At 51.3% G+C, this 21,408-nt stretch carries 18 protein-coding genes; 10 read left to right on the plus strand and 8 right to left on the minus strand.

Annotation, left to right across the window (positions count from 1 at the left end; genetic code table 11):
• Positions 1-341: 341 nt before the first annotated feature.
• The 6 genes from BLR64_RS08750 to BLR64_RS08775 all read left to right on the plus strand — a co-directional run bounded on the left by BLR64_RS08750 (position 342) and on the right by BLR64_RS08775 (position 9,032).
• Entirely contained in the window at positions 342-1,379 is a 1,038-nt protein-coding gene (locus BLR64_RS08750; RefSeq protein ID WP_090713750.1) for a LacI family DNA-binding transcriptional regulator, read from the plus strand.
• A 365-nt stretch (positions 1,380-1,744) separates the two neighbouring features.
• On the plus strand, positions 1,745-2,407 hold the full coding sequence (gene pgmB / locus BLR64_RS08755; RefSeq protein ID WP_090713751.1) for a beta-phosphoglucomutase: 663 nt from the start codon (positions 1,745-1,747) through the stop codon (positions 2,405-2,407).
• Positions 2,408-2,928: 521 nt separating this feature from the next.
• Positions 2,929-5,247 (plus strand): glycoside hydrolase family 65 protein, encoded by a 2,319-nt coding sequence (locus BLR64_RS08760; RefSeq protein WP_090713752.1) that lies wholly within the window; start codon positions 2,929-2,931, stop codon positions 5,245-5,247.
• An 82-nt stretch (positions 5,248-5,329) separates the two neighbouring features.
• The gene (locus BLR64_RS08765) at positions 5,330-7,018 is read left to right on the plus strand and encodes a glycoside hydrolase family 13 protein (RefSeq protein WP_090713753.1); all 1,689 of its coding nucleotides are present in this window, start codon (positions 5,330-5,332) and stop codon (positions 7,016-7,018) included.
• A gap of 118 nt (positions 7,019-7,136) precedes the next feature.
• Positions 7,137-7,997 carry an AraC family transcriptional regulator gene (locus tag BLR64_RS08770; RefSeq protein WP_208607155.1) on the plus strand — a complete coding sequence of 287 codons (861 nt, stop codon included), beginning with the start codon at positions 7,137-7,139 and terminating at the stop codon, positions 7,995-7,997.
• Between the two features lie 189 nt (positions 7,998-8,186).
• Positions 8,187-9,032 (plus strand): DegV family protein, encoded by an 846-nt coding sequence (locus BLR64_RS08775; protein ID WP_090713755.1) that lies wholly within the window; start codon positions 8,187-8,189, stop codon positions 9,030-9,032.
• A 389-nt stretch (positions 9,033-9,421) separates the two neighbouring features.
• Here BLR64_RS08775 and BLR64_RS08780 read toward each other — a convergent pair whose 3' ends face one another.
• The 6 genes from BLR64_RS08780 to BLR64_RS08805 all read right to left on the minus strand — a co-directional run bounded on the left by BLR64_RS08780 (position 9,422) and on the right by BLR64_RS08805 (position 15,775).
• Positions 9,422-11,026 (minus strand): PAS domain-containing protein, encoded by a 1,605-nt coding sequence (locus BLR64_RS08780; protein ID WP_090713756.1) that lies wholly within the window; start codon positions 11,024-11,026, stop codon positions 9,422-9,424.
• Between the two features lie 178 nt (positions 11,027-11,204).
• The gene (locus tag BLR64_RS08785; RefSeq protein ID WP_090713757.1) at positions 11,205-11,894 is read right to left on the minus strand and encodes an ABC transporter permease; all 690 of its coding nucleotides are present in this window, start codon (positions 11,892-11,894) and stop codon (positions 11,205-11,207) included.
• Positions 11,887-12,804: an ABC transporter ATP-binding protein gene (locus BLR64_RS08790; protein WP_090713758.1), complete on the minus strand. Its 918-nt coding sequence runs from the start codon at positions 12,802-12,804 to the stop codon at positions 11,887-11,889. The genes BLR64_RS08785 and BLR64_RS08790 overlap by 8 nt, the downstream gene beginning before the upstream one ends.
• A 319-nt stretch (positions 12,805-13,123) precedes the next feature.
• Positions 13,124-14,059, minus strand: coding sequence for a sensor histidine kinase (locus tag BLR64_RS08795; protein WP_090713759.1), 936 nt, complete (start codon positions 14,057-14,059; stop codon positions 13,124-13,126).
• Entirely contained in the window at positions 14,056-14,790 is a 735-nt protein-coding gene (locus BLR64_RS08800; protein WP_090713760.1) for a response regulator transcription factor, read from the minus strand. The genes BLR64_RS08795 and BLR64_RS08800 overlap by 4 nt, the downstream gene beginning before the upstream one ends.
• Positions 14,791-14,872: 82 nt before the next feature.
• On the minus strand, positions 14,873-15,775 hold the full coding sequence (locus BLR64_RS08805) for a DUF4362 domain-containing protein (RefSeq protein ID WP_090713761.1): 903 nt from the start codon (positions 15,773-15,775) through the stop codon (positions 14,873-14,875).
• Between the two features lie 204 nt (positions 15,776-15,979).
• Between BLR64_RS08805 and BLR64_RS08810 the strand changes: the two genes are divergently transcribed.
• Together BLR64_RS08810 and BLR64_RS08815 are read left to right on the plus strand one after the other, a co-directional pair.
• Positions 15,980-16,957, plus strand: a complete 978-nt coding sequence (locus BLR64_RS08810) for a phosphodiester glycosidase family protein (RefSeq protein WP_090713762.1) — start codon at positions 15,980-15,982, stop codon at positions 16,955-16,957.
• Positions 16,958-16,965: 8 nt separating this feature from the next.
• A complete protein-coding gene (locus BLR64_RS08815; protein WP_090713763.1) occupies positions 16,966-17,976 on the plus strand; it encodes a bifunctional glycosyltransferase family 2/GtrA family protein in 1,011 nt (336 codons plus the stop codon).
• Between the two features lie 72 nt (positions 17,977-18,048).
• On the opposite strand, the gene BLR64_RS08820 is transcribed toward BLR64_RS08815, so the two are convergent.
• Positions 18,049-18,396 carry a hypothetical protein gene (locus tag BLR64_RS08820; protein WP_090713764.1) on the minus strand — a complete coding sequence of 116 codons (348 nt, stop codon included), beginning with the start codon at positions 18,394-18,396 and terminating at the stop codon, positions 18,049-18,051.
• 58 nt (positions 18,397-18,454) lie between these two features.
• Positions 18,455-19,048, minus strand: a complete 594-nt coding sequence (locus BLR64_RS08825; RefSeq protein ID WP_090713765.1) for a hypothetical protein — start codon at positions 19,046-19,048, stop codon at positions 18,455-18,457.
• A 166-nt stretch (positions 19,049-19,214) separates the two neighbouring features.
• On the opposite strand from BLR64_RS08825, the gene BLR64_RS08830 reads away from it, so the two are divergent.
• Entirely contained in the window at positions 19,215-19,511 is a 297-nt protein-coding gene (locus tag BLR64_RS08830) for a hypothetical protein (RefSeq protein ID WP_090713766.1), read from the plus strand.
• A gap of 440 nt (positions 19,512-19,951) precedes the next feature.
• Entirely contained in the window at positions 19,952-21,349 is a 1,398-nt protein-coding gene (locus tag BLR64_RS08835) for a SpoVR family protein (protein WP_090713767.1), read from the plus strand.
• Positions 21,350-21,408 lie beyond the last annotated feature (59 nt).

The raw sequence follows: 21,408 nt of genomic DNA on the forward strand, positions 1-21,408 counted from the left end.
TGCAGGAAGCTCACTGAAAATATTTTCAGCCAGTTGCACATAATTGCACAAACCTCCCGTCAACAAACCATTAAGGAAACCGGTTTTTCTAATGAAAACCGTTTGCACACTTCTATATCCTGCATTTGACGCCAGGATAGCCCTTTACACTGCAGAAAGCCTCAGCCTGCCCGAGTTTGTCTGATCACGCTGTAAAAACATGCAAAATCGGGCCGCGAATCGTGGATATTATTCCAAAAAGGCGGCAAAATGGCCTGTTGCAGGACTTTCTCTATTTACATTTATCAGCACTTCGATTAATATTACTGTGTAAAGCAAACGGTTCCATGAAGGAGGTTTCTATGACAGTTACCATCAAGGATGTGGCTAAGAAAGCGGGAGTTTCTCCCTCCACGGTATCCCGGGTGTTGTCAGGCCATCCCAGAATCAGCCTAGAAACTTCCCGTAAAGTGAAAACGATTATGGAGGAAATGGGCTATACTCCGAACATGATGGCAAAGAGCCTGGTTTCGAAAACAACCAACAGCATTTGCATCATCCTGCCGAAGCCGGCCGAGGAGCTTTTCTCCAATCTGTTCTTTATGGAATTGATCCGAGGGATTGTCACCCAGTCAAGCCGTTCCGGCTATGATGTGCTGATCAGTTCCGGAGCCAACGAGAAGGAAGAGCTTGAAGCTGTTTCCCGCCTGCTCAAGGGACGCCGTGTTGACGGCGTTATTCTGCTGTACTCACGCAAGGATGATGCGGTTATTGATTTTCTCGAATCCAGCGGATATCCGTTCGTCCTTGTTGGACGAAGCGACCGCTATGAGGATATATTATCCGTGGATAACGACAATGTCATGGCAGCCTTTGATGCCACGAATCATCTGATTTCTATGGGTCATGAGCGTATCGGCTTTGTCAGCGGACCACCCAATCTGATCGTTTCGCGCGACCGTCTTGAAGGATACCGCAAGGCTATGCAGAACAGCGGTCTGGAAATGCGGCCTGAATGGATTGTGGAGGGCGAGTTTCTGCAGGACAGCGGCTACCGGGCGATGTCATTTTTCATGAATCTCCCGAACCGGCCGACAGCACTGGTCGCGGTCGATGATATGGTCTCTTTCGGCGTACTGCGCGGACTGAATGAGCTGAAATACAAGGTTCCCGAGGATCTGGCGATTGTCAGCTTTAACAACATTCCGCTCTCGGAATTGTCCAGCCCGCCGATCAGCAGTATCGACATCGGTATTTATCATCTCGGATATACGGCTTCCCAGGTGCTCATCCAGACCATCCAGAAGCCTGACAATGATCCCGGATATACGAACCGTTTCGTCATTCCTCACCGTCTGATCGTGAGAGAGTCATCCATGTATGCTCCAGGCAAGAAATGACCCGGATTCAAAAATAAATGAAGCAGTCCGATGCTTCATTTATTTTTTCGAATATTGTACAAACGTTTGCGCTAAATTTCGGTGACAGCTATACAAAACCGGAACCATCTTACCGAATCTAGTCTTATACACAGAAACGACAGGAAGCAAGCGCTAACAATAATCAACCCATGCTTCCGGGGGAGTTTTATATAAAACCACTTCAGGAAGCGCAGCTCACAAAACTTAGTTCATGCTTCCGAAGTGAGTTTTGTACGAAGGATTTCAGGAAGCAATGCTCACAAAACTTAGTTCATGCTTCCGAAGTGAGTTTTGTACGAAGGATTTCAGGAAGCAATGCTCACAAAACTTTTAGGAGGTTCAACATGTCACAAATCAAAGCCTGCCTGTTCGATTTGGACGGCGTTCTCGTCGACACCGCCAAATATCACTTTATTGCCTGGAGAGAGCTTGCAGAGCAGCTCGGCTTCGTATTCACAGAACAGGATAACGAGCGGCTCAAAGGTGTCAGCCGGGCTGCATCACTGGATATTCTGCTGGAGATCGGCGGACTCACATTCAGTGAAGAAGACAAAATGCGCTTTGCCGAGCAGAAGAACAACCGCTATGTCGAATACATCTCCAAGATGGACAGCTCCGAGATTCTGCCGGGCGCCCTCTCCTTCCTGCAAGAATGCCGGGAAGCCGGGATCAAGGTAGCCCTGGGGTCTGCCAGCAAAAATGCGATGGCCATCCTGAACAACACCGGCCTGACCCCTTACTTCGATGCCATCATCGACGGGACGCATACCAGCGCTGCCAAGCCTGATCCCGAGGTCTTCCTGCTGGGCGCACAAGCGGTAGGGATTGCCCCTGAGCATTGCGTCGTATTCGAGGATGCCGAAGCCGGAATCCTGGCCGCAACCCGCGCCGGTATGCGCAGTATCGGCATCGGATCACCAGAAACCCTGTCCGAAGCGGATTTCGTCGTCCCTTCCCTTGCCCAGGTAAGTGTCTCCAAGCTGGGAGAATGGTTTGCAGCGGTTTGATGAATATTAACCGGTAATTGTGAAATGCGTTTACTGCCCTACTCTTTTATAAAATGAATTAAAAATACGTTATTAGTATTACGGTGACGGAGCTGCGGAGCAGAAGTTTGGAAATGTATGAGCGTTAGCATCCGCTATGTTTAAGATTTTAACCGCTGCAATTAAACTGGAAAATAACCAATAAAGGAAAAGGGGCGGAGGGGAAGTTTGGAGCTGTAGGAGCGTTAGCGTCCGCCTGAAAGCTTTTCGCAGAAAAGCTCGCTACGGAAGCATAAGCTTGTCTTCAGATTTCTACCACAAATAGCGGAATTAATCCTGAAATCTGAAGACAACAGCGGCCGGAAGTCCAAACATTCTCTGGAGTTACGACAAATCCAATATTGAAAATCAATAGTTTAATCTACAAATCGGTAGAAATCTGTAAAGATGCGTCCGGCAGCGCCACCATCACCGTAAAGCTAATACAATTTTTTTGATTCATTCTTATATCTTCATCCCTCAATTAAAAGGAGCCCAAAACAATGAAACAATATCTGAAAATTGATGAATGGTCCATCATTGAAGAATCCTTTGATCCGCACACCCAGGAGATTTCCGAGAGCATTTTCAGCATCGGAAACGGCTACATGGGCGGCAGAGCCAACTTTGAAGAGCAGTACAGCGGCCAGAGCCTGCAGGGCAGCTACATGGCAGGCGTCTACTATCCGGATAAAACCCGGGTCGGCTGGTGGAAAAACGGCTATCCGGAGTATTTTGCCAAGGTACTGAACAGCACCAACTGGATCGGCATCAACATTGATATCGACGGCACACCGCTTGATCTGGCAGCATGCACCGTGACCCAGTTCCGCCGTGTACTTAATATGAAGGAAGGCACACTGTTCCGCAGCTTTACTGCAGAGCTGGAGGGCGGCAAGCAGGTACAGGTGGAGAGCATCCGCATCGTCAGCATGGCCCGTCATGAGATCGGCGCGATCCGTTATGCCGTTACTCCGCTGAATTTTGCCGGAACGCTGACTGTTACTCCTTACCTCGACGGAGATATTAAGAACAAGGATTCCAACTATGATGAGAAATTCTGGAATGAAGTAGAGAAGAAAAGCGGTACAGAGGGCGGCTATCTGACGCTCAAAACGAAAAAACTCGATTTCCATGTGACTTCGGCCTTCGCTTTTGACATTGTGGTTAACGGTGAAAAGGTTACTGCAGAAGCTGAAGCGCTTGAGCAGGAGAAATATGTGGGCAGCAAAGTGGCTCTTTCTGTGCAGCAGGGCGACCAGGTGGTTATTTATAAATATGCCGCCAATGTAACCTCCCGCAATTACGGCCTTGGCCAGCTTGTTGAAGCCGCCCACAGCGCATTGAATGGTGCCCGCGAAGCCGGCTTTGTTACCCTGCTGAACGAGCAGGCTGCCGCCTGGGGCGACAAATGGAAGGAAAGTGACATTATTATTGAAGGCGACGTGTCCGCGCAGCAGGCGATCCGCTTCAATATTTTCCAGCTGAATCAGACTTACACCGGTGAAGACGACCGTCTGAACATCGGGCCTAAGGGCTTTACGGGTGAAAAATACGGCGGCAGCACCTACTGGGATACCGAGGCTTATTGCGTACCGTTCTATCTGAGTACTGCGGATTCCAGCATTTCGCGCAACCTGCTGATCTACCGCTATAAGCATCTGGAGAAGGCTAAGGAAAACGCGCGCAAGCTCGGCTTCAAAAAAGGTGCACTCTACCCGATGGTAACGATGAACGGTGAGGAATGCCATAACGAGTGGGAAATTACGTTTGAAGAGATCCACCGCAACGGCGCAATCGCCCACGCCATCTACAACTATGTGAACTACACCGGCGACAAAGCTTATCTCGGCCAATATGGGCTTGAGGTGCTGGTGGAAATCTCCCGCTTCTGGGAGGAACGCGTGCATTATGTGCCGCGCAAGGATCAGTATGTCATGCTGGGCGTTACCGGCCCGAACGAATACGAGAACAATGTCAACAACAACTGGTACACCAACCGCATCGCCTCCTGGACAATGGAATACACTTTGGAAGCGCTGAAATACCTGCAGGAGAACGAAGCTGCCCGTTACGCAGAGCTGGCTGATAAGCTGGAGCTTCAGGACAGTGAGACTTCCAAGTGGAATGAAATCATCAGCAAAATGTACTATCCATCCGATGAGGAGCTCGGCATCTTCCTGCAGCAGGACGGCTTCCTCGACAAGGAAATCATTCCGGTGAAGGAAGTGGCTCCTGAGAATCTGCCGCTCAACCAGAAATGGTCCTGGGACCGCATTCTGCGGTCCTGCTACATCAAGCAGGCCGATGTCCTGCAAGGGCTGTACTTCCTGGGTGACCGTTATGATCTGGATACGAAAAAACGGAACTTCGACTTCTACGAGCCGATCACCGTTCATGAGTCCTCCCTGTCCCCTTGCATCCATGCCATTCTGGCCTGCGAGCTGGGCTACAAGGAAAAAGCCTATGAAATGTACCTGCGTACATCCCGGCTGGATCTCGACAACTACAACAACGATACGGAAGACGGCTGCCACACTACAAGTATGGCGGGCACCTGGATGTCCGTTGTCCACGGCTTCGGCGGACTGCGAGTTCAGGCAGACCGGCTGATCCTGAACCCGTCCAACCCGGGTCACTGGACCTCGTATTCGTTCAAAATCATGTTCCGCGGCTCACGGCTCAAGGTTAACGTTACCGATGCACAGGTTACAGTAACCAATGAGACTGATGTACCGGCGGCACTCACGATTCATGGCAAAGAGTATACTGTGAACGGGCTCGGCAGCGTTACGGCTGAAGGTTCCTCGGTAACGGCATAGTTTTTGTCGGCCCCGGGGGACTCCTGTCCCCCGGGGCTTTTTATGCGGGTACACAAATAAGCATATAGAAGGAGTCGTTAAAATGAACAGAGCCTTTTGGAAAGAAGCGGTAGTCTACCAGATCTACCCGCGAAGCTATCAGGACAGCAACGGAGACGGCATCGGCGATCTGCGCGGGATCATATCCAGGCTGGACTACCTGAAGAAGCTCGGCGTCGATGTCGTCTGGCTGTCACCGGTCTATAAGTCGCCGAACGATGACAACGGGTACGACATCAGCGATTATGAGGATATTATGGATGAATTCGGCACGCTGCAGGATTGGGAAGAGCTGCTCGCCGGGCTGCATGAACGCGGCATCAAGCTGATGATGGACCTTGTCATCAACCATTCCTCGGATGAGCATGCCTGGTTCGTGGAGTCCCGCTCCTCCAAAGACAATCCTTACCGTGATTATTATATCTGGCGTCCGGGCGGTCCGGATGGCGAGCTGCCCAACAACTGGAGCTCCATCTTCAGCGGTCCGGCCTGGGAGCTGGATGAAGCAACAGGTGAATATTACCTGCACCTGTTCTCGCGCAAGCAGCCGGACCTCAACTGGGAGAACCCCAAGCTGCGGGAGGCACTCTACAAGATGATGACCTTCTGGCTGGACAAGGGTGTGGACGGCCTGCGGATGGATGTCATTAACATGATCTCCAAGGTGGATGGCCTGCCATCAGTCAAGCGGGACGACCTGGAACCCGGCAGACTGGCCGGCGGCGGGGAATATTATATGAACGGCCCGCGGGTTCATGAATATCTGCAGGAGATGAACCGTGAGGTGCTGTCCAAATATGAGGTAATGACGGTCGGGGAAACCCCGGGAGCCAGTGTCGGGGACGCGATTCTCTATACAGCCGAGGACCGCAAGGAGCTGCAGATGGTGTTCCAGTTCGAGCATATGGACATTGATGCAGGTCCCGGCGGTAAATGGGAGGTTACACCGTGGAGTCTGAAGGGACTGCGCTCTATTTTGCATAAATGGCAGGTTGGACTTGCAGAGCAGGGCTGGAACAGCCTGTACCTGAACAATCATGACCAGCCGCGGATGGTCTCACGTTTTGGGCATGACGGTGAATACCGCGTACAGTCGGCCAAAATGCTGGCTACCCTGCTGCATACGCTAAAAGGGACTCCGTACATTTATCAGGGAGAAGAAATCGGCATGACCAATGTCAAATTCCCTGTGCTGGAAGACTATAAGGATATCGAGATTCTCAACATGTACCGGGAAAAGGTTACGGAAGGCGGCGGGGATCATGACACTATTCTGAAAGCGATCCATGCCAAAGGCCGGGATAATGCCCGTACGCCGATGCAGTGGGACGACTCGGCCAACGCCGGGTTTACAGAAGGCACCCCATGGCTCAAGGTAAATCCGAATTACAAGGATATTAATGTAGAGCAGGCATTGGCCGACCCCGATTCCGTCTTTTATTACTATCAGAAGCTGATCGCTCTCCGCAAGGAACATCTCATAATGTCTTACGGCAAATATGAGCTGCTCCTGCCGGATCACGAATATATTTATGCCTACACCCGGGCGCTGGATAATGAAAAGTGGCTGGTGCTGCTGAACTTCAGCGATGCCCGGCAGACCGTTCAGCTTCCGGATGAGCTCGCCTCTGTACGGGAAACCATCATCAGTAATTATCGCGATGAGCCCGCTGCCGTGGAGCGTGACACGCTGCGTCCATATGAGGCCAGAGTGTACCGCCTCAGCAACTGACAACGGTGCCTGTAATACGTTATACTTTTGAAAGCAAACCTGTCATTAATGAGCAGAGAATAACAGGACTGTTTTCTCTGACCATGATAGGATGAACTCAAAGGGAGATGACAGCGTCTTGGAATGGCTGATCCGGATGAAGGAAGCTATGGATTATATGGAGAGCAAGATGACTGAACCGCTGCGAATCGAGGATGTGGCAGGGATCGCACACGTATCTCCGTTTCATTTTCAGCGGATGTTCAGTATGCTGACCGGCTTTACGGTGGCAGACTATATCCGCAAGCGCAGGCTGACACTGGCCGCCCAGGAGCTCGCGAGCTCCAGGATCAGGGTGCTGGATGTAGCGCTGAAATACGGCTATGACTCACCGGAATCCTTTGCCAAGGCGTTTCGCAAGGCCCATGGGCTTACTCCCTCGGCGGCGCGTGAACCCGGGGTACAGCTCAAAGCGTTCCCCCGCCTCTCTTTCCACCTATCATTGAAGGGAGATCAGGAAATGGAGTACAAAATCGTGGATAAGCCGGCTTTTAACGTAATCGGCAAATCTATCCAGGTTACCTGCAAGGACGGAGAGAATTTCCGCAGAATTCCCGAGTTCTGGAACGAATGCAACGAGGACGGTACTTCGGATGAGCTGATTGGACTGGCTTCAGAGGAAGCATGGCTCGGTATCTGTATGAGCATGGACATGGAAAAGGATCTGCTGTCCTATTGGGTCGGAGTCAAGGCGGATGAAGCTGCAGATCCCCACGGCTATGAGAAAGGCACCGTTCCGGCTGCCAGCTGGGCGGTATTTACCTCCAAAGGCCCATTGCCGGATACCCTCCAGGCTGTCTGGCAGCGGATCTATCAGGAGTGGTTTCCGGGAACTGGCTACCAGCATGCCGGCGGGCCGGAGATTGAGCTGTACCCTCCCGGAGATACAACAGCGGAAGACTATGTCTGTGAGGTTTGGATTCCGGTTGTCAAAAAATAAGCATTGCCCCTCCATACCGCGTGATCGTGAAAGAGTGAAGACTGTCCTCCTTAGGATGGTCTTTTTTTCTATCAGGCTGTTATTTTTATTTTGAGATTCGGCATAGGCTTGGTATAATAGACAGATTATATGGTATTTCTGTAACTTATAACTGTGATCCGAAGTTCAGATTCGGTGAAGGAGAATTTCATGTCTAATGTAAAGATTTTTTCAGACAGCACTTCCGATTTGCCGCAAGGCTGGAAGCAAACGTATGATATCGGCATCGTTCCGCTGTACGTAGTATTTCAGGACGGTACATACAAAGACGGTGTAGACATTACACCTGAGGAAGTTTACCGCAGAGTAGCGGCTAACGGAGCTTTGCCGAAGACGGCTGCCCCGTCGCCGGCTGACTTTATCGCGGCTTTTGAGCCGGTTATCGCAAGCGGCGGAGATGTAGTCTATATCAGCCTGTCTTCTGCCTTATCCTCTACATACCAGAATGCCCTGCTGGCTGCAGGCGAATTCCCGGAAGGACGAGTACGGGTTGTTGATTCCGAGACCCTGTGCGGCGGGATTGCGCTGCTCGTGATGAAGGCTGCCCGCGCAGCCGCCAAAGGCCATAGCAGTAAAGAAATTACCGCCATGCTGGAGCAGTGCCGCAGAAGGGTGGAGACTGAATTTGTCGTTGATACCCTTGATTACTTATATATGGGCGGCCGCTGCTCAGGGATGCAGAACTTTATCGGCAGCCTGCTGAAGATCCGGCCCGTTCTGCGGCTGATTGACGGCGCCATCGTGCCCGTCAGCAAAGTCCGCGGCAAGAAGGAAAAGGCCGTGGAGCAAATGCTGCAAAATGCGCTTGCTAACGTCAGCGAGATGGATCAGGAGCTGCTGATTGTCGCCCATACGCTGGCCGAAGAAGACGCGAAGTTCCTGGAGAAGGCGCTGCGCGAGCAGACCAGCGTTAAGGAAATCGCCGTTATCCATGCCGGCTGTGTGATCGGCAGCCACTGCGGACCGGCTACTGTCGGCCTGATGTATATGCGCTAAGAGTGGTGGGGTAACCTATCTACTTACGGGTTAGGGCCTGACGGGTTATCGTAGTTAATGCTAAAACCTGCCCAAGGAGAGCCTATTAAGATTTAGTTGGATTTTCGCCACTTAATTCAGTCTAATTTTAACTTTTACAATGATTAGTTGGAAAAACACCCCCTATTATAGGTTCAATAGCCTTCCAGCGATGAAATCATTGCAATTAAGTAGCATTTTTCCAACTAAAGTTCTGAAGCCGCTGTTCTGGCGGAAAATAGGTGTCATAATTCCACTTAGTCTGATAAGCGCCCAATTGTACTGTAACCAGACAGAATGAATAAGCCAGCCTGACCCCAAATCCGGGGGCGGGCTGGCTTTTGTATTAATAATAAATAATGCCTGTCCTGTTATGCTTCCACCGTTTCCTGTACGAACGGCAGCATGAACCGGAAGATGGAGCCGCGGCCTTCTTCGCTCTCCACAAAAATGGTTCCGCCCATCAGCTCCACGAGCTGCTTGCAGATCGCAAGCCCGAGGCCGGTGCCGCCGTATTTGCGGTTAATGAACGGATGCAGCTGGGAGAAGGACTGGAACAGCAGGTTCAGCTTGCTGTCGGCAATTCCGACGCCGGTATCACGCACCGAGAATTCCAGCAGATATTCCTCCGAGCCCGGCAGCGGTATATTCTTCACCGACAGGGTCACGCTTCCCCGTTCGGTGAATTTCAGCGCATTGCCGACCAGATTCACGAGAATCTGCCGCAGACGGCTGGGATCGGTGGTCACAGCCTCCGGAACGCTGGTATCGGCCCACCACCGCAGGGCAAGCTTCTTCTCCTCCGCCTTAGGCGTGAACAGGTCAATCACACTCTCGATCATCTCCCGCAGAACGAAGGTCTCAGACTGCAGCTGCATCTTCCCGGCTTCCATCTTGCTGAAATCGAGGATGTCATTCAGAATCTGCAGCAGACTGTAGCTGCTGCTCCGCAGAATCTCCGCATAGCTGCGCTGCTCTTCCTCAAGCTCCGTCTCCAGCAGCAGATCGGCCATGCCGATCATTCCGTTCATCGGGGTACGGATTTCATGGCTCATCATGGCCAGGAAATCGGACTTGGCCTGGGCTGCCTGCTCAGCCGATTCCTTGGCACGCCGGATTTCACGTTCATTTGTAATATCGGCGAAGGAGAGAACCACCCCACAGATCATGCCCTTGTCAAGCAGCGGAGCAATGCGGTAGGTTACAAAAAAGCTTGTGCCGTCCTTGCGCCAGAATATTTCGTCTGAGCTGCTGCGGATAACACCGTCGTCCAGAGTGCGGCGGATCGGACACTCCAGTGAGGCATAGGAACCGGTTGTGCTATGGGTCTGATTAATCAGATCCATCAAATGGACGCCGTATAGCTCAGAGGGATGATAGCCCAGCATATCCGCGCCTTCCCGGTTGATAAAGATGGTCCGGCCTTCGGTATCCAGACCAAAGATTCCCGCCGATACCGAATTCAAAATCAGGCTTAGCCGCTTATCCTCAGCCATCTCGCGCATCAGCGCCGGCAGCTTCTCTTCCTCCTGCTCCTGTTCCTCTTCTTCCGTCCCGGCTGCCGCGAGCCGGCTGAACCATTCTAACAGTGCTGCAGGGAGCAGCGCATTGACATCATAATGGATAATGGCAAACACGCCGGCTATCCCCTCTTCTGCCTTAACCGGAGCATAGGTTATAGTGGGAGAGAGGGATGCGCTGCCGTCTTCCTTATTCTCTGCAAGCTCAAAGCTGGAGGTTACCCCTTCCAGGGCCGCAGTAAAATGTGCTTCACCGGGAGTCAGCGCCTCCTTAGTACCACTAAATGTGTGCGCTGGAGCGCACGGAACGGCAGAGCCAAAAGCCCGGTTGCTGTCCACGAATTTCCCCTGCCTGTCCAGTATGATGATCAGGTCGGGATGATGATCATATAAGGATTTAAAAGCACTCTCCTCAGAAAGCACCCTGCCCAGAATGGCAGCCCAGTCTTTAAGCATTGCCCACCTCCTCCACTGCTCAGAACCTGCTATTATGCATCCGCAAATGCGGAAATTATCTATCTATGTAGAAATTCCTGAATTAAGCTTTATTATAGCAAAAAAACCGCTTGCGGTCGCCAGAAAAACAGCGGCATCAAGCGGTTTATTCACCTTTTTTTATAGTCCAAGCATCCGGTTATCCTACGTCCTGAGTCTCAATCTTGCGGATTGAGAGATAGGCAACGGCAACACCTGCAAGCCCAAGGAACAAGGATACGCCTACCTGATTGCCCAGCCGGAAGCTGCCGAAGTTGGATGACAGAACACCTGCGATCAGCACGCCGGATACGATCGTAACGGGGACAGATTTTTTGCGCATTCCGAAGAACAGCGGTATCAGCCCGATCCCTGCCGAGTATACTGCATCCGAAGCGGACATCGTAAGCTGCTCGCCGATCAGCCCAGTTGTCAGCTCGCCTGAAATGGCTTCAACAAAGTAATGATTAAATAAGGCCATCGCCGCACCAACCACCACATTGGATACAAAAATCGTAACCAGCATAAACAAGGAGACAATCAGCAGCTTGGCTGCCATCAGCTTTTTCCGGGGGATCGGGTACATGAAGAGCAGGTCAATGGTGTTATTTTTATATTCATCAATGACCAGCTTGCTGATCAGGACGGACCCGAAGACCATAAATACTACTTTTACGAAGATATGCACACCGTCAAAAACATCGGCATAGGTAGCGAAGTCACCCGCATCATCTATTTCTGTAAATACGACCAGCAGCATAAACAATATAATAGCCAAGACTGCTATCAGAGACCCTTTAAACAAACTGATTTTGTTCTTGCGCAATTCAAGTCTGATCAGCTTAAGCAACGACTTCCCCCCCCATCAGTCCGACAAAATAATCTTCGAGCGAATGCTGCTTCCGGTTCAGGCTTTCCAGCTCCACATCGGCCGCCGCCAGCGCTTTGCTCAGCTCCAGCTGTGAGATTTTCTCATAAATCCGGATGGTCCGCGCACCAATTACCTTAAAGTTGCTAAGTCCAAGCGTATTCGCCAGCGTGTATACCGCTTTACTGCTGTTATCCGTAATCAGCTCGATATAGTCCGTGTCACGGCTGCGGATTTCCTCCATGGCAACCTCCTCCAGCAGTACGCCGTCCCGGATTACACCGATAGTATCAGCTATCTGCTCCACTTCGCCCAGGATATGGCTCGAAATCAGCAGCGTCATCCCGTATTCACGGCTCAGCATGCGGAACACCTCGCGCAGTTCCTTGATACCCAGCGGGTCCAGCCCGTTGATCGGCTCATCCAGAATCAGCAGCTCCGGCTTGGTCATTACCGCTCTGGCAATGCCCAGCCGCTGCTTCATGCCCATCGAAAACTGCTTGACCGGTTTCTTGTCTGTCCCGGTAAGCTTCACCAGCTCCAGGGCCTCCTTCAGCGCCTTCGGGTCATAGTAGCCCATGTATTCCCCGTGCAGCTCGAGATTCTCCCGGGCGGTCAGCTTGTCATAGAACACCGGATACTCGATGATACAGCCCATGCGCTTGAGCATCTCGTAGGAGCGGGATGTCATCTTTTCGCCGAAAAATTCAATCTCTCCCGCAGTAGGCTTCACCAGATTGGTGATCATTTTCATGACCGTTGTCTTACCGGCCCCGTTCGGCCCCAGAAAACCGTAAATTTCACCCTGCTTGATATTCATATTCACGTTGTTCACGGCTTCTTTGCCCTGATAGACCTTGGTTAAATTCCACGTCCGAAGTATCGTTGTCATTTCCGTTATCCCCTTTGGCTTCGTTGTCTTCCTTGATTTATATAATACAGGGGGGAATTTTCTTTTTTATTACCTGTTTCTTACGAAAATCTTAAGCTCGCATATAAATTACACCTGAGACTTAAATTTGGGCTTCGCCGTGGCTCCAGAGAATATTTGGGCTTCCGGCCGCTGTTAAGGTTGAATTTCCTGATTAGGCCGCTGTGCAGCGGTCGAAATCCAACCTTAAAGGCGGACGCTCCGCTCCTCCAGCTCCAAAATTCCCCTCCACCACTCATCCAACATTTATTTTCAATTTCAACCTCTAAAACCTTAATTCTTAAAACTCCAGCCTGCGAAACGACAGCGTAAATGCGGTTCTGACATAAGGCTTGCTGATCAAAGTAATGCTGCCGTTCATCTGCTCGGTCAGTCTTTTGGTAATGGTCAGGCCCAGGCCGCTGCCCTGATAATCACGGTTGCGCGAATCCTCCAGGGTGTAGAGACGCTCAAAGATTTTATCCTGATGGCCTTCGGCTATTCCTTTGCCTTTATCCCACACCTCAACGTATACTTTGTCATCCTTCTGAAAGAGCTTGAGCCCCAGTACACCCCCGTCGCCGCCATAGGTGATTGCATTGGACAGCAGATTGCCGAGCACCCGGTCCAGCGCCTCCTCATTTCCCATAATATACAGCGGCTCATCCGGAATCTCGATCTGCACATCGCTTCCCCCGGCGCTGAGCAGCTCATAAAAGGACAGAATGTTGCGGCGGCACAGCTCACCCAGCTCCACCCGGGTAAGCGGGATTTCTTTATCCCCTGACTCCAGCTTGGCCAGGTCAAAGAACCGGTTCATCAGCGCAATAACCTCCTGCGCCTTGGCATGAATGGTCCGCAGCATTGCCTCCCGCTCCCCGGCAGGCAGATCATGGTCCTGAAGCAAGGTCTCAATATATCCGAGTACAACGGTCAGCGGTGTCTTCAGGTCATGGGAAATGTTAGCCAGCATATGACGCATGGATTGCTCCAGCCGGACCCGCTCCACCGCACCCTTGTGATTGACATTAAGCAGGTCATTGAGGGTGCCCAGCAGCTGCTGCAGCGCCGGATCGCTGTTGAACAGCAGCAGCCGTTCCTGCGAACCGCTCTCCATTATGCCGGTAAGCTTGGTCCGGATGTACTGAAGCTGGCGCCCGTGCTCTCTCAGCCGCAGCGCTTGCCACAGGATGAACAGCAGCAGCAATGCGATCATTCCGCCGAGAAAAGGTATCATGGCAGTACATCCCCCAACTTATAGCCGATGCCCCATAGTGTTTTTATGTATTCGGGATGGGAAGGATCATCCTCGATCTTCTCGCGCAGTCTTCTCATATGGACATTGATGACATTCTCGTCGCCGTAATAATCATCCTCCCAGACCAGGCTGTAAATCTGCGCCTTCGTGTATACTCTGCCCGGATTGGCTGCGAACAGCCGCAGGATCTGGAATTCCTTGGCGGTCAGCTTGACTTCTTCTCCGTGCTTCTCTGCCGAAAAAGTATCCAGATTAACAATCAGCCCGCGCAGAGGGATGACCTTGGCTTGCTGCGCTTCGGCTGCCGGAGATTCCTCAGCCCTGGCAGCACCGGCAGCCGCATAGCCCGCCCGGCGGATCGCCGCCTTCACTCTGGCCGCAAGCTCGATCATCGAGAACGGCTTCGTAATGTAATCATCTGCGCCGAAGCCGAGTCCGAGCGCTTTATCCACATCACTGTCCTTGGCGGACATAATCAGCACCGGCACCAGGCTGGCTGCACGGATGCTCTGCAGCACATCCATCCCGCTGCGCCCCGGCAGCATGAGATCCAGCAGCACCAGATCATAAACTTCTCCGCTGCGGGCCTTGCGCTCCGCGGCTGCCCCGTCAAATACCTGCTCGACCTCGTAGCCCTCTTTTACTAAATAAGAGCTTACCATTGTGCTGATATCTTCATCGTCTTCAATCAGCAGTACACGCTGTTGCATAACCAGGACCTCCATGACTTTCAATCGTTATTAATGCTTACATACAAGATTTGCTTTTTTCGGGCTTGGCCGTGGCCAGCTCTTATTCATAATACCCCTTTGTCTCCGGCAGCGCCTGATAATATTCGCCCTCCTGCACCTCGCTGATGATGTGCTGTGCCAGTGCAGTCATTCCCTTTCCGTCTGCGCTTTGGTCGCATTCACTCCAGGCAAACCTCCGTTCGCTGCCGTTCATGTGTACCAGCAGCTCATAGCTGACAGCAGGCTTGATATTGCAGGCTTCGGTCAAGGTCTTGTCCTGTTCATAGCCGGACAGCACCAGTTCTCGGTAAATGCTCTGCAGCTTCGCCTGCGGCGGCCGGAACTCCGCTGCTTCTGCTGTAGTGCCATCCTGGAGGTCCTTAACCAGCTTCCCTTCAAGCGTATTGATCTCGTTCTTGCGGTTGACCCCGTACTTCAGCACAAAGCCGAAGTCATCCTGCTCTGACAGCTTGTAATCAATCCAGAGAAGTGCGGCTTCCGGATATTCCCCTCCACAGCCTGTAAGTGTATATTTAAGCGCTGTGCTCCCTTTACTCTTTTCCAGTGCCCGGCAGGTATACGTTCCTGTCTCCTTGGGGCCAAAAGCGTCTTCCGTGCTGTCATAAGCAACAACCAGCTTATTATCTCTATACCGCACCTCCGTGAAGATCGGGTCACCCTCAATCGTGTACAGAATAATCCGCTGGCTTCCATTTTTCCGCTCCATGAAATCATCCAGCCTGTCCAGATTCAGCGGCCCCGTTCCAAAGGAATAAACCACATCCTCCCGTTCATTGATCTCATGGCTAAGCCCGCCGTTTACAGCCTCTTTGACAGTAAGGAAGCAGCCCTGCAAAAGCGTCACAGCCAGCAGTACGATTAACGTCAATACCCCTTGGCGAACCCCCCGCTTCTTCATGGATTCCGGCAAATGCATCCGTCTGTTTTCGGGTGATAACCGCATTTTTACAGCTGCCTCCTTATCTGCTCTGGAAAAGTTTGTCTATTGTTTGAGTATACCAAGCCACTGCGGCTCTTACTACCCCATTACCGAAACTTGCAGACAAGCAGAATCTTCCTACTCCATCCCTTCCTTTCATTTCAGGTTCACTAAAGGTAAGGCGCGTATCATCCTGCTTAAGAACTTACACGTAGAGGTGATGCTGTAATGATACAGATTGACAAGAAGAAACCCTTAAGCTTCAAGCAAAAGCTAGGCATCGTGATTCTGGTCGTAATTCTGGTAATCGGCGGAGTGGTGTATAAGCTGGCTGACCGTTACCTGATTGAACATGTGGAGGTCGTTGTGGCCGATGAAGCCGCCGGAACGGCAGACAGCAATAATACAACCGGAAGTGCCGAGACTGCATCTTCTTCAGCCGAGGTTAATGCTGCATCCGACGACTGGAGCTACAGCAGCGATGATATTCAAATCCAGATCGACCAGGTTGAGACCGGGTCCGGCTTAGACAAAATCACTTATTATGTGGCGGATGTGGTACTGAAGGATGCAAGCAGCTTGAAGTCCGCTTTTGCCGATAACAGCTTTGGTACGAATATTACCCAGGTGACTTCGGAGATTGCTTCCAGTAATGATGCGATTTTTGCGATTAACGGTGATTATTACGGCTTCCGCGACGACGGGGTGATTATCCGTAACGGTACGGTGTACCGCGATGATCCCGTGCGTGATGCGATGGCGCTGTTCGGGGACGGTACGATGCAGACGTATAACGAGGAGGAGGTTTCCTCTGACGAGCTGCTGGCGCAGGGGGTAACCAATACGCTGTCATTCGGACCGATTTTGATTCAGGACGGGCAAATCACCAGTGATTTCAGCAGTGTCAAAATCGACACCAACTTCGGCAACCGCTCGATCCAGAACGCCAATCCGCGGACGGCCATCGGCATGATAGCCCCGAACCATTATGTCTTCGTTGTCGTCGACGGGCGTAAAGAAGGCTACAGCCGCGGTATGACCCTGACCGAGCTTGCGGACCTGATGCAGGATCTCGGGGCAACCGAAGCCTACAATCTCGACGGCGGCGGCTCCTCGACCATGTACTTCATGGGCCGGGTGGTCAATAATCCGCAGGGTAAAAACCAGGAGCGCGGCGTCAGTGACATACTTTACATTAAGGAGTGACCACGATTATGACTATACTAATTCCCGCATATGAACCTGATGACCGGCTGCTTGACCTGATTATTAAGCTGCAGGATTACGGGCTTGGCCCGATTCTGATTGTGGACGACGGCAGCGGCCAGGCTTACCGGGGACTGTTCCAGACGGCTGAAGCGTTCGGCTGCACGGTACTGACGCATCCCGTCAATTACGGCAAAGGCCGGGCGCTCAAAACCGGATTCCGCTACATCCAGGAACAAGGACTGCCGGGCTATGTAGTCTGCGCAGACAGCGACGGGCAGCATCTGCCCCATGACATCAAGCGGGTTGTGGAGCTGCTGCACCGCCAGAGCAAACCCGGAATCGTGCTGGGCAGCCGCCGCTTCAGCGGTAAGGTCCCGCTGCGCAGCCGCTTCGGCAACTCCGTGACCCGCGGAGTATTCGCCCTTACTACCGGCAGCAAAGTCTGCGATACCCAGACCGGCCTGCGCGGCTTCCCGCCGTCCATGCTGGACTGGCTGGGCCGGATTCCCGGCGACCGGTTCGAGTACGAGATGAACATGCTGCTGACCGCCCGCAAGGAGGGCTACGATATCACCGAGGAATTCATTGATACCGTATATCTGGATCACAACAAATCGTCGCACTTCCGCCCGCTCGCCGATTCCATCAGGATCTATCTGCCGATCCTGATGTTCAGCACCTCATCGCTGCTGTCGGCGCTGATCGACTTCGTGCTGCTGTTTCTGTTCCAGAACCTGACTCATAATCTGTTCCTGTCCGTAGTCGCCGCAAGACTGTGCAGCTCGATCTTCAATTACTCCGTGAACCGGAGATATGTCTTTAGCGGCGGCAAGCGCTCGCGCCTCCAGTCGCTCCCGAAATATTTCTCACTCGTCGTTCTTGTGCTGCTGTTCAACTACGGCCTGCTCTACTTCTACAGCGAGCAGCTGATCATCCCGCTGGCAGTTGCGAAGATACTGACCGAGGTGTCGATCTTCTTGTTCAGCTACTGGGCGCAGCGGCGGTTTGTGTATTGAGGTTTGGGGCGGAGCGGACCCGTCAAAAGCAAAGAGCAGCGTATCTCCTGTGTAACGGGAGGTGTGCTGCTCTTATTTTTTCTCGTACAGATCCCACCACGGCATTTCCGTATTGAAAATCAGTACAAAATACTGGTGATTGGGGTCATCCTTAAGCTCAAGAATCCGGTCACCTGTCTGAGTTTCTCCAATAGGCTTTCGTTTGGTTTTTGCACTGTATTCAATTTGATCCGCCCCGCCGCGGTAGACATAGGTTCCATACTTGGGGCTTGAAAGCTCCTTTTGGTGAATGACTGTAAAAGGTTCATATGAAGGGAAGAGTATATTTTTCACAAAATAACCCAGACCAGCACCCCCTAGAAAGATGATGAATACTATCGCCCAAAGGAGTGGTTTATTCTTAGATCGCTGATGTTTCATTGGCGGATCACCTGCTTAGATATGATTAAGTCGTTATAGCGGTAGAGTGAGGTATTTTTTATAAAACAGACTGCAACGATGAAATGACTTGATTCTTTAAAGATAGGTCTGTTCTCCATCTGCGCGGATGAGAGTAATGCCCATTTTTGTCCATGGCATATACCAAGCTTGATACTTGCTCAGACCATGAAAGTATTTGACGCATCTTCTGATTAAATGCACCATTTACAAAACCCATAATGACAAAGCCTGCTTTGTTGCATTCATTTAAAAACTCTTCTCTATTATGAGTTATTGGATCTTCCAGCAACGAAATATTGGCAGATGTAAGAGCTATTTTAGCCTTATTGTGATATATCTCAGCTTCATGACCCGCTGCATGACGAACATTAGAAAGATTATATACTCGCAAGGTTCCATCCGGTTTGCCTTTTCCTGATAATTCATAAGCACGTCTGACCACTTCAATTACATTCTGCATAGATAAGTCTGGATAATCACTGGCTTCAAAAGTGTATGCAGAACCTTTACCAGATTTAAAATCCTCCCAGCCCAATGTATTCTTAAATTCAAATCTGCCTGGATTTGTCATAACGACCATACCTATAAATTCATTAGAATCTCCAAAAAGTATTTCTGTAGAATGCCTCATTAATAATACCTCTTTCTCATGCAATACCCGGATCATTGAAGCCGTTACACGTTCAGGATATTTTCTAATGGCATTCCCAACCTTTCTATTTTGTTAATTAATGTAATCTTAACACAGTTAGATTGCTATTGGTTTATGTTATAATGAGCAAAAGGCGGTGTATGAAATGTCCATTTCCAAGGAGCAATTGGAGCAAAGCTTTCGGGGCAAAGCTTATGTTGAGCTTAAAGATCTGGTGCAATTGATCGAGGAAAATTTCGGATTCAACGTTACGCTTCAGAGGAAAGATGAACCCGCATTTACGGAAGAGCAAAAGAAAAGAATGACATCCGTCATTTTCAAAGATGAAGATGTTCTGTACCAGCTTCATCAGGCCAAGCATGACCGTGAGAATGGGATTTCCACATATAGTGACAGCGAAGAGGAGTTTGCACAATTACTGAAAGAGGTTAAGAATGACTGACCGTTACAAGGTGCTCTGGACCACTTACGCTAGGGTAGCTCTTGCCCGAATGAAGGAATATAAGGTCGATCCCTTGAACGTATTCGACGTTCTAAATCTGTCTTAGCCGATGAGCCGAAATACAAAGCTGATGGCATATCCTCGCGACGTGTATGTGGATGCTTGTTACTTTGCTAATACTGGACTGTCTCATTATGTATTTTGGGGAATTGATCCAGATGAAGAATAGCCTAACCCGCGGACGTAATCACGCATAGGTTAGGCTATTATTTTTTCTATAATTCTTCTATCTCAACAATATCTATATCCACTGCTGTATTTTCCGCTTTAAACGCTTCAATCTGAAGTAGTACTTGATTGACCATGAGCCCCACCATCATACTCTCCCCCTCCCGCCCATATACTTAAAAAGAACAGCAAGCCGGAGGGAGAGTAGAATCATGCCAAGTGAAGACGAAATCAAGGCGCTGGAGCGGTCGATTGCCGAGATTACGGAGATTGCTACCGGGTTCGGGCTGGATTTTTACCCGATGCGGTATGAAATATGTCCTGCCGATATTATTTATACCTTTGGGGCCTACGGGATGCCTACCCGGTTCGGGCACTGGAGCTTCGGAAAAACGTTCCATAAAATGAAATCCCAATACGACTTCGGACTCAGCAAAATTTACGAGCTCGTGATTAACTCCAATCCCTGCTATGCCTTTCTGCTGGACGGCAATTCCCTGATCCAGAACAAGCTGATCGTTGCCCACGTGCTTGCCCACTGCGATTTTTTCAAAAATAATATGCGCTTCTCCATGTCCAACCGCGATATGGTCGAGAGCATGTCCGCCACAGCCGACCGGATCGCCGGTTATTCGGTGACCTACGGCATTGACCGGGTGGAGCGGTTCATCGACTCGGTGCTGGCGATTCAGGAGCACATCGACCCCAGCCTGATCCAGCCGCGCAAGCTCGGCAAAACCGATCTGCTGGAAGCCAAGATGAGAGCTAACAAGGACGCACAGGCCGGCAAGCCCGCCGAGGACAATGCCTACAGCGAGCTGTGGAAGCTTGATCGGGCCAATGCCGGTCCGCAGGAGCCGGATGCCGCCGTCAAACGGGCCTTCCCGCCTGAGCCGGAAAAGGATATCGTCTGGTTCATCCAGCAGTATTCGACCACTCTGGAGGACTGGCAGCGCGATATTATGACCATGCTGCGCGACGAGATGCTCTATTTCTGGCCGCAGATGGAGACGAAGATCATGAACGAAGGCTGGGCTTCGTACTGGCATCAGCGGATCATGCGCGAGCTGGACCTGACGCCGGAGGAGACGATTGAGTACTCCAAGCTCAATTCGTCCGTTGTGCAGCCGTCGCGGCAGAGCCTGAATCCGTACTATTTGGGCCTGAAAATCTTTGAGGACATCGAGCGCCGCTGGGACCGCGACAAAATATTCGAGGTGCGCGAGCTCGACTCCGACATTTCCTTCATCCGCAGCTACCTGTCGAAGCAGCTGGTCAACGACCTTGACCTTTATGTGTTCGAGAAAAAAGGGCCTGAGTGGAAAATCACCGACAAAGCCTGGGAAAATGTCCGCGACCAGCTCGTACTCGCCCGGGTCAACGGCGGCTCCCCTTACCTCGTCATCCAGGATGCCGACTATGAGCGTAACGGCGAGCTGCTGATCGTCCACCGCTACGAGAGCATCGAGCTTGACCTGAAATATCTGGAGCGTACCCTCCCGCACATCTACGCCCTCTGGGGCCGCACCGTTCATCTGCAGACTGTCGTGGAGGACAAAAAAGCCCTGTTCACCTATGACGGGAAAAAGGTGCAGCGGAAGTTTATGTAGCCAGCTTCATATCATCGAATATAAAAAAGGCACTATCAGCTGGCTGTCCCTTAGGGATG

It is taken from the genome of Paenibacillus typhae (assembly GCF_900099765.1).
GTDB lineage: Bacteria > Bacillota > Bacilli > Paenibacillales > Paenibacillaceae > Paenibacillus_AQ > Paenibacillus_AQ typhae.